General features: G+C 69.7%; 11 protein-coding genes and 1 rRNA gene. 11 read left to right on the top strand and 1 reads right to left on the bottom strand.

Annotation, left to right across the window (positions count from 1 at the left end):
* The 11 genes from rrf to AB0E88_RS09810 form a co-directional block, all read left to right on the top strand.
* A 5S ribosomal RNA gene (rrf, locus tag AB0E88_RS09860) occupies window positions 1-95 on the top strand; the annotation flags it as partial.
* 109 nt (window positions 96-204) lie between these two features.
* Entirely contained in the window at window positions 205-813 is a 609-nt protein-coding gene (locus AB0E88_RS09855) for a CDP-alcohol phosphatidyltransferase family protein (RefSeq protein WP_361626716.1), read from the top strand.
* 116 nt (window positions 814-929) lie between these two features.
* Window positions 930-3,425, top strand: coding sequence for a mannose-1-phosphate guanyltransferase (locus AB0E88_RS09850; RefSeq protein ID WP_361626713.1), 2,496 nt, complete (start codon window positions 930-932; stop codon window positions 3,423-3,425).
* A 108-nt stretch (window positions 3,426-3,533) separates the two neighbouring features.
* A complete protein-coding gene (locus tag AB0E88_RS09845) occupies window positions 3,534-4,439 on the top strand; it encodes a DUF881 domain-containing protein (RefSeq protein ID WP_361626710.1) in 906 nt (301 codons plus the stop codon).
* The gene (locus tag AB0E88_RS09840; RefSeq protein WP_003988855.1) at window positions 4,436-4,768 is read left to right on the top strand and encodes a small basic family protein; all 333 of its coding nucleotides are present in this window, start codon (window positions 4,436-4,438) and stop codon (window positions 4,766-4,768) included. The genes AB0E88_RS09845 and AB0E88_RS09840 overlap by 4 nt, the downstream gene beginning before the upstream one ends.
* 5 nt (window positions 4,769-4,773) lie before the next feature.
* Window positions 4,774-5,700, top strand: coding sequence for a DUF881 domain-containing protein (locus AB0E88_RS09835; protein WP_361626706.1), 927 nt, complete (start codon window positions 4,774-4,776; stop codon window positions 5,698-5,700).
* Between the two features lie 190 nt (window positions 5,701-5,890).
* Window positions 5,891-6,724: an FHA domain-containing protein gene (locus AB0E88_RS09830; protein ID WP_361626703.1), complete on the top strand. Its 834-nt coding sequence runs from the start codon at window positions 5,891-5,893 to the stop codon at window positions 6,722-6,724.
* A 43-nt stretch (window positions 6,725-6,767) separates the two neighbouring features.
* Complete coding sequence (locus AB0E88_RS09825; protein ID WP_361626700.1) at window positions 6,768-7,505, top strand: MerR family transcriptional regulator; 738 nt, start codon at window positions 6,768-6,770, stop codon at window positions 7,503-7,505.
* 86 nt (window positions 7,506-7,591) lie between these two features.
* Window positions 7,592-8,065: a bifunctional nuclease family protein gene (locus AB0E88_RS09820; protein ID WP_053666762.1), complete on the top strand. Its 474-nt coding sequence runs from the start codon at window positions 7,592-7,594 to the stop codon at window positions 8,063-8,065.
* A 271-nt stretch (window positions 8,066-8,336) separates the two neighbouring features.
* Window positions 8,337-9,020 carry a MerR family transcriptional regulator gene (locus AB0E88_RS09815; RefSeq protein ID WP_361626697.1) on the top strand — a complete coding sequence of 228 codons (684 nt, stop codon included), beginning with the start codon at window positions 8,337-8,339 and terminating at the stop codon, window positions 9,018-9,020.
* Window positions 9,021-9,136: 116 nt separating this feature from the next.
* Window positions 9,137-10,633, top strand: coding sequence for a DNA polymerase IV (locus AB0E88_RS09810; protein ID WP_361626694.1), 1,497 nt, complete (start codon window positions 9,137-9,139; stop codon window positions 10,631-10,633).
* A gap of 165 nt (window positions 10,634-10,798) precedes the next feature.
* Here AB0E88_RS09810 and AB0E88_RS09805 read toward each other — a convergent pair whose 3' ends face one another.
* The gene (locus AB0E88_RS09805) at window positions 10,799-11,170 is read right to left on the bottom strand and encodes a PRC-barrel domain-containing protein (protein ID WP_361626691.1); all 372 of its coding nucleotides are present in this window, start codon (window positions 11,168-11,170) and stop codon (window positions 10,799-10,801) included.
* Between the last annotated feature and the right edge of the window lie 66 nt (window positions 11,171-11,236).

Below are 11,236 nucleotides of genomic sequence, written 5' to 3'. Positions count from 1 at the left end.
AAACGCCCGGTTACATTCCGAACCCGGAAGCTAAGCCTTACAGCGCCGATGGTACTGCAGGGGGGACCCTGTGGGAGAGTAGGACGCCGCCGAACTCCTTTTAGAGCTCTGGCTCTTGGGCAGACAGCCCAAGAGCCAGAGCTTTTTTGCGTTGAGGTAGGGTCAGGGGGCATCGTTGGCTCATTTCCTACTGGAGGCCCCCGGGTGGAGGTCCAGGAGACTCGTGTTCAGACAGACCGGGTCCTCACCATCCCCAACATCCTCAGCATGGCGCGGCTCGTCGGCGTGCCCCTGTTCCTGTGGCTCATTCTGCGCCCCGAGTTCGGCGGCCCGAAGAGCGACGGCTGGGCACTTCTCGTGCTGGCCCTGAGTGGTGTCAGTGACTATCTGGACGGGAAGCTCGCCCGGCGCTGGAACCAGATCAGCAGCCTCGGCCGGCTGCTCGACCCGGCGGCCGACCGGCTCTATATCCTCTCCACTCTCGTCGGCCTCACCTGGCGCGAGATTCTGCCCCTTTGGTTGACCGCTGTACTGCTCGCGCGGGAGCTGGTCCTGCTGGTGATGGTGGGCATCCTCCGCCGGCACGGCTATCCGCCGCCGCAGGTCAACTTCCTCGGCAAGGCCGCGACCTTCAACCTGATGTACGCGTTCCCGTTGCTGCTGCTCAGTGACGGGTCTGGCTGGCTGCCGTCACTCGCTGCTATTTTCGGATGGGCGTTCGCCGGATGGGGTACAACGCTGTACTGGTGGGCAGGAGTCCTCTACGTGGTACAAGTCCGCCGCCTGGTCCGAGCGGATGCCACGGCCGACTGACTCCTCGCCCGTCGACGGTGACGGCGGTCCCCGATGGCCCGCTCTGGGAAAGTACGGGAGAATCTGGACGGGAGTAGTCGGCTAGACCGTCGTCTTTAGAGGAGGACGCTTCCGACATGAAGGCCGTCGTGATGGCCGGAGGCGAAGGCACGCGCCTTCGCCCCATGACCTCGAGCATGCCCAAGCCGCTTCTGCCGGTCGCCAACCGACCGATCATGGAGCATGTGCTGCGGCTGCTCAAAAGGCATGGGCTCAACGAGACCGTCGTAACAGTGCAGTTCCTGGCGTCGCTGGTCAAGAACTACTTCGGTGACGGTGAAGAGCTCGGCATGGAGCTCACCTATGCCAATGAGGAGAAGCCACTCGGTACCGCCGGAAGCGTCAAGAACGCCGAAGAGGCATTGAAGGACGATGCCTTCCTCGTCATCTCCGGTGACGCCCTGACCGACTTCGACCTCACCGAGCTGATCAATTTCCACAAGGAAAAGGGCGCGATGGTCACGGTCTGCCTGACCCGTGTGCCCAATCCGCTGGAATTCGGTATCACCATCGTCGACGAGGAAGGCAAGGTCGAGCGCTTCCTGGAGAAGCCGACCTGGGGCCAGGTCTTCTCGGACACCGTGAACACGGGCATCTATGTCATGGAGCCCGAGGTGTTCAACTACGTCGAGCCCGATGTGCCCGTCGACTGGTCCGGTGACGTCTTCCCGCAGCTCTTGAAGGAAGGCAAGCCGATCTACGGCTTTGTCGCCGAGGGCTACTGGGAGGACGTCGGCACCCACGAGAGCTATGTGAAGGCCCAGGCCGACGTCCTTGAGGGCAAGGTCGACGTCGACATCGACGGCTTCGAGATCTCGCCGGGCGTATGGGTCGCCGAGGGCGCGGAAGTCCATCCGGACGCCGTTCTGCGCGGGCCGCTGTACATCGGTGACTACGCCAAGGTGGAAGCCGGCGCCGAGATCCGCGAGCACACCGTGGTGGGCTCCAATGTCGTCGTCAAGAGCGGTGCCTTCCTGCACAAGGCCGTGGTGCACGACAACGTCTATGTCGGGCAGCACAGCAATCTGCGCGGATGCGTCGTCGGCAAGAACACCGACATCATGCGGGCGGCTCGTATCGAGGACGGTGCCGTCATCGGTGACGAGTGCCTGGTCGGCGAAGAATCGATCGTGCAGGGCAATGTGCGGGTCTACCCGTTCAAGACGATCGAGGCCGGCGCCTTCGTCAACCAGTCGGTCATCTGGGAGTCCCGCGGACAGGCGCACCTGTTCGGCGCCCGGGGTGTGTCCGGCATCCTCAACGTGGAGATCACGCCGGAGCTGGCCGTGCGGCTGGCCGGCGCGTACGCCACGACCCTCAAGAAGGGCTCCACGGTCACCACGGCCCGCGACCACTCCCGCGGTGCCCGGGCGCTGAAGCGCGCGGTGATCTCTGCGCTGCAGGCCAGCGCCATCGACGTACGCGATCTGGAGAACGTGCCGCTGCCGGTGGCGCGTCAGCAGACCGCCCGGGGAAGCGCCGGCGGGATCATGATCCGGACCACGCCCGGGGTGCCGGACTCGGTCGACATCATGTTCTTCGACTCGCAGGGCGCCGACCTCTCGCAGGGCGGCCAGCGCAAGCTCGACCGGGTGTTCGCGCGGCAGGAGTACCGGCGCGCGTTCCCCGGCGAGATCGGTGACCTGCACTTCCCGGCCAGTGTCTTCGACTCGTACACGGGGTCGCTGCTGCGCAACGTGGACACCACCGGCATCGCCGAGTCGGGTCTGAAGGTCGTCGTGGACGCTTCCAACGGAAGCGCCGGTCTGGTGCTGCCGAGCCTTCTGGGCAAGCTCGGCGTGGACTCGCTGACGATCAACCCCGGTCTCGACGAGACCCGGCCGACCGAGACCACGGAGATGCGCCGGGCGGGGCTGGTGCGGCTCGGTGAGATCGTGGCGTCCTCGGGTGCCGCGTTCGGTGTGCGGTTCGACCCGGTCGGCGAGCGGCTGTCGCTCGTGGACGAGAAGGGCCGGATCATCGAGGACGACCGGGCCCTGCTGGTGATGCTCGACCTGATCGCCGCGGAGCGGCGCAGCGGCCGGGTGGCGCTTCCGGTGACGACCACGCGGATCGCCGAGCAGGTGGCCGCGTACCACGGCACCCAGGTGGAGTGGACGACCACCTCGCCGGACGACCTGACGAGGGTCGGCGGCGAGGAGGGCACCATCTTCGGCGGTGACGGCAAGGGTGGCTTCATCGTCCCCGAGTTCAGCAGCGTCTACGACGGTACGGCTGCCTTCGTACGGCTGATCGGTCTGGTCGCGCGGACGCAGCTCACGCTCAGCCAGATCGACGCGCGGATTCCGCGGGCGCACGTGCTCAAGCGCGATCTGGCGACCCCGTGGGCCGTGAAGGGACTCGTCATGCGGCGGGTCGTCGAGGCGGCGGGAGACCGCCATGTGGACACCACGGACGGGGTGCGTGTCGTGGAGCCCGACGGGCGCTGGGTGATGGTGCTGCCGGACCCGGCCGAGGCGGTCACCCATCTGTGGGCCGAGGGCCCCGACGACGCCTCCGCTCAGGCCCTGCTGGACGAGTGGGCGGCCGTCGTGGACAGCGCGGGACGCTAGGCACAACGGCACGCGTGCGTGCCGGACAAGGCTCCCCGACAGGGGCCTGTCCGGCACGCCGGTGGGGCCATTCGGAGGAATCCGTCGCGACGTGCGACGATGTGCGGCATGCCGCAGCAGCCCCCCGTTCGGAGCACTCGCACGCCACCGTCGCGGCCGGACGCGTCCATGTCGCTGCTCACCAACGTCATGGACCACAGCCTCGACGACGGCTATGCGGAGGCCGCCGCCCGCAAGCGGGCGGCCGGCTCGGGAGGCCTGCCGAAGACGCTGAGAGCCAAGCTGGGGCTCGCCGCCGGACTGGTGCTCGCGGCGCTCGTGGTCACCGTCGGTGCCGCACAGGCGCGGGTGGCGGCCCCGGTCGTCGCCAAGGAGCGCCAGGAGCTGCTCGACCGGATCGACCGGGAGACGAAGACGGCCGACGACCTCGAGGGCACCGTCGACCAGCTGCGTGACGACGTGAGCGCGCGGCAGCGCGAGGCGCTCAGGACGAGCGGGGGCGGCGAGCAGGCGGAGCTGGCGGGCATCCTGTCCGGGGCGATCGCCGTGCACGGGCCGGGCGTGAAGCTGGTCGTGGACGACGCCAAGGAAGCCACGTCCGGACAGGCCGGCAACCCGCGGGAGACCAGCGGGTTCTCCGACACGGGCCGGGTGCGCGACCGGGACATGCAGCGGGTGGTCAACGGCCTGTGGGCGTCCGGCGCGGAGGCCGTGGCGATCAACGGGCAGCGGCTGACGGCACTGTCCGCGATCAGGGCCGCGGGGGACGCGATACTGGTCGACAACAAGCCTCTGGTGCCGCCGTACACGGTGCTGGCGGTGGGGGACGGCGAGCAGCTCAGCACGCGGTTCCAGGACAGCGCGGACGGGCTGTATCTGAACGCCCTGCAGGAGAACTACGGCATCCGTACCAACATCTCCGTGCAGAGCGACCTCCGGCTCCCCGCGGCACCGAGCGTGATCGTACGTACAGCACAGCCGGACACGGCAAAGACTGAGAAGGGCACATCGTGATCGCCGTACTGGGCCTCGTCGTGGGAGTCGTGGCCGGCCTGTTGGTCCGGCCGGAGGTTCCGGCGGTCGTCGAGCCGTATCTGCCGATCGCCGTCGTGGCGGCGCTGGACGCCGTCTTCGGTGGTCTGCGGGCCATGCTCGACGGCATCTTCGACGACAAGGTCTTCGTGGTGTCGTTCCTGTCGAACGTGGTGGTGGCCGCGCTGATCGTGTTCCTCGGGGACAAGCTGGGCGTGGGCGCGCAGCTGTCCACCGGTGTCGTGGTCGTGCTCGGCATCCGGATCTTCTCCAACGCCGCGGCGATCCGACGGCACGTGTTCCGGGCGTGACGGCGATGAGCAACGACGACAAGACGCCCGGGAAGAAGAGCGACCAGCCCGAGAACCCCGACCACAAGCTGCGCCGGGAGCTGCCCGAGGAGGTGCCGGCGCGGGCCCCCGAGGCCGATGCCGCTCCCGGGGCGGCGCCGAACGGGGCGGCGCCGAACGGGGCGGCGCCGAACGGGGTGGCGCCGAACGGGGTGGCGCCGGACGGTGCGGTGAGCGGACGGCAGCGGCTGGTGAAGGGGTTGTGGCCGCCGCGTGTCACGCGGGCCCAACTGATCGTCGCTGTGCTGCTCTTCGGTCTGGGCTTCGGGCTCGCCGTCCAGGTCGCCTCCAACAGCGACAGTGACAGCGCGCTGCGCGGTGCCCGGCAGGAGGATCTTGTCCGGATCCTCGATGAACTCGACGACCGCACACAGCGTCTTGAGGACGAGAAGCAGGGGCTCGACAAGCAGCGCCAGGAGCTGGAGAACAGCTCCGACCAGGCCGAGGAGGCCCGCAAGCAGACGGTGGAGAAGGAACGGCAACTCGGCATCCTGGCGGGCACGGTGGCGGCGCAGGGTCCCGGCATCACGATGACCATCGACGACCCGAAGGGGACGGTCCAGGCGGACATGTTGCTCGACGCGATCCAGGAGCTGCGCGCGGCGGGCGCGGAGGCGATCCAGGTCGACGATGTCCGGGTGGTCGCCGGCACATACCTCACCGACTCCGGCAAGAGTGTCAGCGTCGACGGGAACAAGATCACCGCGCCTTATCGTTTCAAGGTCATCGGCAAGCCGCAGGACCTGGAACCGGCGCTCAACATCCCGGGAGGCGTGGTGCAGACCCTGGAGAAGGAGCAGGCCACCGTGACCGTCGAGCGATCGAGCAAGATCGTCGTGGACGCCTTGCGAGCGGCGAAGCAGCCTGACTACGCTCGGTCGTCCTCCCAGTGAACCGGGGGTGCATGGGGGGCGTCGGACGAGGGCATGAGCTTGCGGGGGGTCGGCGCACCGAAGGGGTGGTGCGTGGTGGAAACTGTTTGGTGGATACGGACGTTGTGAGGATGTCCGGGTCGACCGGTGTGTTCAGTCAGGGTTCGTCCTGCCCCACGGGCGGGTCTGTTTCGGTCAAGGGGAATCGCCCGTGAAGTTGTTTGCGAGGTTGTTCGGCAAGAGCGCGCGAGAGGGCAGCGACAGCAACGCGACCGCTCGCCATCGCGCCCAGCCGGACGAAGAGGCACAGCGTCCGCTGTTCCGGGACCAGGTGGCTGGTCCGGGCGGTGGCATTTCCGGAGGTCAGGGCGCGCCGTCTGTTGACCCTGCCCAGGCCGGCGGCATAGGTTTCGGCCAACCGTCAACCTCAGGTACGGGTGGAGGGTTCTCGTCCGACCCGTACGCGTCCCATGCCCCGGCGGGGCAGCCGCGGCAGGAGGATCCGTCCATGTCGGCCCTGGTCTGCACGAGGTGCGGTCACCGCAACGCGGAGAACAGCCGCTTCTGCAACAACTGCGGCGCGCCGCTCCGCGCCGGGGCGGTGCCGGAGCGTGCCTCGGAGACGACGTCCACGATCTCCATCTCCGGCATCGAGGCCTACGACTCCGAGGTCACCGGTCAGACGCAGCTCCCGGCGCTCTCCCCGGAGGCGCAGGCGGCCGTGGACGCGCTGCCGCTGGGTTCCGCGCTCCTGGTCGTGCGCCGCGGGCCGAACCAGGGCAGCCGCTTCCTGCTGGACGGTGAGCTGACCACGGCCGGGCGCCACCCGCAGAGCGACATCTTCCTGGACGACGTCACGGTCTCGCGCCGCCACGTGGAGTTCCGGCGCAGCCCGGACGGCACGTTCACGGTCGCCGACGTGGGCAGCCTCAACGGCACCTACGTCAACCGCGAGCGCATCGACCAGGTCGCCCTGCACAACGGCGACGAGGTGCAGATCGGCAAGTACCGGCTGGTCTTCTACGCGAGCCAGCGGGGCTACTGACCCTCCCTCGGACTGAGTCCGGGGGCACCCCCAGGGAAGGTCCATGCTTCGAACACCGGGCGGCGGTGCCGGCCACGGCACCGCCGCGGCGGACAGTGGTCTGATGAGCATCGGCACCGTGCTGAACGCGCTGCGCGAGGAGTTCCCCGAGGTCACCATCTCCAAGATCCGTTTCCTGGAGTCGGAGGGGCTGATCGAGCCGCAGCGGACCCCCTCGGGGTATCGCAAGTTCAGCGTCCAGGACGTCGAGCGCCTCGGCCGGGTGCTGCGGATGCAGCGGGACCACTATCTGCCGCTGAAGGTGATTCGCGAGCACCTGGACGCCCTGGAGCGCGGCGAGACCGTCCGCCTGCCGACGCTCGGCCGGCAACGGGACGGCGAGCAGCTGCGTGAGCTGCCCGAGCAGCCCACCGTCGCCCGGATCGGCCGCGCCGAGCTGCTGGCCGCCGCCGAGATCGGCGAGGACGAACTCCGGGAATGGGAGTCGTACGGCCTGATCGCTCAGCTGGAGGAGGGCGTGTACGACGCGGAGGCGGTGACCGTCGCCTCGCTGATCGCCCAGCTCGGCCGGTTCGGGATCGAGCCGCGCCATCTGCGGGTGATGAAGGCGGCAGCCGACCGTGAGGCCGGGCTGGTGGAGCAGGTGGTGGCCCCGCTCAAGCGCCACCGCAATCCGCAGACCAGGGCTCACGCCGAGGACCGCACGAAGGAGCTGGCGGACCTCGCCGTCAAGCTGCACGCGGCGCTGGTGCAGAGCGCTCTCGGGGTGCGGCTGCCGTGAGCTCGGGCGGGCGCCGGATGTGATGATCATCCATGCGTTCCCGGCCCGACTACCCAAACATCCCGGGCACGGCCTAGGGTTGCTGTGTGAACGAGCTCGATGTCGTAGGTGTCCGGGTCGAAATGCCCTCCAACCAACCGATCGTGCTCCTGCGCGAAGTGGGAGGCGACCGTTACCTCCCCATCTGGATCGGGCCGGGGGAGGCGACGGCGATCGCTTTCGCCCAGCAGGGCATGGCCCCCGCGCGGCCGCTGACCCACGACCTGTTCAAGGACGTGCTGGAGGCCGTCGGTCAGGAACTCACCGAAGTCCGCATCACGGACCTGCGGGAAGGCGTCTTCTACGCCGAGCTGGTGTTCGCCAGCGGCGTCGAGGTGAGCGCCCGCCCGTCCGACGCCATAGCGCTTGCGTTGCGCACCGGCACACCGATCTACGGCAGTGACGCGGTGCTCGACGACGCGGGCATCGCCATTCCGGACGAGCAGGAGGACGAGGTGGAGAAGTTCCGCGAGTTCCTCGACCAGATCTCGCCGGAGGACTTCGGCACCAGCAGCCAGTAGCCGCGGGAAACGGGGCCGACGCGGGCTGGGAGGTCCGGTCCGCGCAGGTCGCGCCGTGCCTCGTGGCGGCCGACGAGGTCGGCATGTGCCGATGGCGCGTGAGAGCGTCCTACGCCCTGCCTCGAGCGCATTCGGCTAGCCTTTCCCCGTGGTGGGGTACGCGAAACCACTCTTAGGGTGATTATCACTCGGCGTGCCGAGTGTGGCGGTCGTTGACGCACCCCTGGTGGCTGCCTACCTTCGAGAAGGCAGGTCGAGGACGGAGGTCGGCGTGGGAAGCAGCGGCGGCGGTAGGGCCGGGGGTGCCCCCGAACGCGGTTTCGGCGGGAGCGGTCCCCTTCCTTCCCCTGGTTCCCGGCTGCGCTCGAGCAGCGGGTATGCCCATCCCGGCAGCGCGGCCGATCACGCTCCGCAGCGACCGACGGCCGTGCCGAGCGGCGGAGAGGCGACGTCCATGGCGTCCGAGGAGATCGGCTACCGGGGTCCGACGGCCTGCGCGGCCGCCGGGATCACCTACCGGCAACTCGACTACTGGGCCCGTACCGGACTCGTCGAGCCCAGCGTGCGGCCCGCCTACGGTTCGGGTACGCAGCGCCTGTACAGCTTCCGGGACGTCGTCGTCCTGAAGATCGTCAAGCGGTTCCTCGACACCGGGGTGTCGCTGCAGAACATCCGCACCGCCGTCCAGCACCTGCGCGAGCGGGGATTCAGCGACCTGGAGCGCATGACCCTGCTCAGCGACGGCGCGACCGTCTACGAGTGCACCTCGCCCGACGAGGTGCACGCCCTGCTGCAGGGCGGACAGGGCATCTTCGGCATCGCCGTCGGTGTGGTGTGGCGGGACGTGGAGCACGCGCTGTCGCAGCTGCACGGCGAGCGTGTCGACACGGGCGAGACCCTCGTCGGGCACAACCCGGGCGACGAGCTGGCGCGTCGGCGCAACCGGGCGGTCTAACCGGCCCCGAGCCCCGGCAGCCGCCGTACGACCCGGTACCGGCCCGGCCGCCGCGGGACTGTGCCGGCCCGGCCTCCCGGGCGGCATTGTCAGTGGCGTGGTGCAGGATCGGACATGTGAGGACCGCGCCCACGATTCTGCATCTGGACATGGATGCCTTCTTCGCGTCGGCGGAGCAGGCGTCCAAGCCCAGCCTGCGCGGGAAAGCCGTCGTCGTGGGCGGGCTGGGGCCGCGCGGGGTGGTGGCGACCGCGTCGTACGAGGCGCGGGTCTTCGGGGTCCACTCGGCGATGCCCACGGCCCAGGCGCGTCGGCTGGCGCCGAACGCCGCGTATCTCACGCCCCGCTTCACTTTCTACCGGGCGATCAGTGAACAGGTGATGGGGCTGCTGCGGGCGCTCTCGCCGCTGGTGGAGCCGCTCAGCCTGGACGAGGCGTTCGTGGACCTGGAGGCCGGGGGCGTCGCCTGGGACAGCGCGTCGGCCGAGCGGGCGGGGCTGAAACTGCGCGCCGACATCCGGGCGGTCACCGGGCTGACCGGGTCGGTGGGGCTCGCCGCGTCCAAGATGATCGCCAAGATCGCCTCGGAGCGGGCCAAGCCGGACGGCCTGGTGCTGATCGAGCCGGGTACCGAGCGGGCGCTGCTCGGGCCCCTGTCGGTGCGGGCGCTGCCGGGGGTCGGGCCGGCGACCGGCGACCATCTGCGGCGGGCCGGGATCACCACGGTCGACGAGATCGTGGAGGCCGGTGAGGACGAACTGGTCCGGCTGCTGGGCAAGGCCCACGGGCACGGTCTGTACGCCATGGCGCTGGCGCACGACGACCGGCCCGTGGTCGCGGAGCGGGAGGCCAAGTCGGTCTCCGTCGAGGACACCTACGACGTGGACATCCACGACCGGCTGCGGATCGGGCTCGAGGTGCAGCGGCTGGCCGACCGGTGCGTGCGGCGGCTGCGCTCCGCCGGGCTGTCCGGCCGGACCATCGTCCTGAAGGTGCGCCGGTACGACTTCTCGACGCTCACCCGGTCGGAGACGCTGCGCGGACCCACGGACGATCCCGCGGTCGTCCGGGAGGCGGCCCTACGGCTGCTGGACGCGGTGGACACGACGGGCGGGGTGCGGCTGCTCGGCGTCGGCGTCAGCGGGCTCGCCGACTACACCCAGGAGGACCTGTTCGCGCAGGCGGCGGGGGAGCGGGCGCGTGCGGAGGCACCGCAGGAGGACGACGTTCCGCACGCGCCGCAGCCCGTCCCCGAGGAACCGGAGCCGGCGGAGCGGCGCTGGCTGCCGGGGCACGACGTGCGGCACGCGGAGTACGGACACGGGTGGGTCCAGGGCAGCGGCCTGGGCCGGGTCACGGTCCGCTTCGAGACACCGGACTCGGAGCCGGGCCGGGTCAGAACGTTCCGGACGGACGACCCCGCGCTGGAGCCGACGGAACCGCTGCCGCTGGTGCGAAGACCGGACGTCCCGGCGGCGTGCCTCGACGGGGCGGCTCCGGGGACGGCCGGACCGGGGGCCGGGTCCGCGGCCGAAGGGCGAGCGGCCGACGGCGGCTCCGGGACCGGCCACCCGGTGGCCGGTGGGTGGAGGGGGCAGCCTTCCCTCGGCTGAAGCGGCGTGCACGGGTGCACGGGCGCACGGGCCCCGTAACGGCCCGCGTGCGGGCGCCTGTGCGGGTCTGCCGGGGAAAGGGCTCGGTCCGGGTCTGCCCGTCAGGGGAAGAGGTTCGGTCCGGGTCTACCCGTCAGGGGAAAAGATTCGGCTCGGATCTGCCCGTCAGGGCTCCTCCGTGCCGGCCACTTTGCCGAAGTCGTGGTCCTGCAGCGGGGGAGGGGCGGCGATGTCGAGGCCGTAGTGGTGGTAGAGCTGGAGTTCCTGTTCCGGGGAGAGATGGCGGCCCACGCCGAAGTCGGGGGCGTCCTTGATCAGGGCGCGTTCGAAGGGGACGTGCAACGCGCCCTCGATCAGTTCGCTCGGCTCCAGCGGGACGAAGGCGTCCCTGCTGAACAGACCCGTTCGTATGGCGGCCCACTCCGGCACGCCCGTCGCGTCGTCGAGATAGACCTCGTCGACGGTGCCGATCTTGACGCCGCTGCGGTCGAACGCCTTGCGGCCGATCAGGTTGCGCGGATCGATCTCGGTCTGCACGGGCCCTCCACTCGCTCGCAAGACTGGTGTAAGCACTACGAAAGAGCACAATGGTGACGGCGGCCA

This window comes from Streptomyces sp. NPDC028635 (assembly GCF_040637635.1).
In the GTDB taxonomy this organism is placed as follows: domain Bacteria; phylum Actinomycetota; class Actinomycetes; order Streptomycetales; family Streptomycetaceae; genus Streptomyces.
The sequence above is the reverse complement of the archived record's forward strand: the minus strand, read 5'-3'. Positions and strand labels throughout refer to the sequence as shown.

Coding starts and splice junctions, on each gene's coding strand:
- AB0E88_RS09835 (WP_361626706.1), top strand. CDS start 4,774: ATGAGCAACGACGACAAGACGCCCGGGAAGAAGAGCGACCAGCCCGAG.
- AB0E88_RS09850 (WP_361626713.1), top strand. CDS start 930: ATGAAGGCCGTCGTGATGGCCGGAGGCGAAGGCACGCGCCTTCGCCCC.
- AB0E88_RS09825 (WP_361626700.1), top strand. CDS start 6,768: ATGCTTCGAACACCGGGCGGCGGTGCCGGCCACGGCACCGCCGCGGCG.
- AB0E88_RS09845 (WP_361626710.1), top strand. CDS start 3,534: ATGCCGCAGCAGCCCCCCGTTCGGAGCACTCGCACGCCACCGTCGCGG.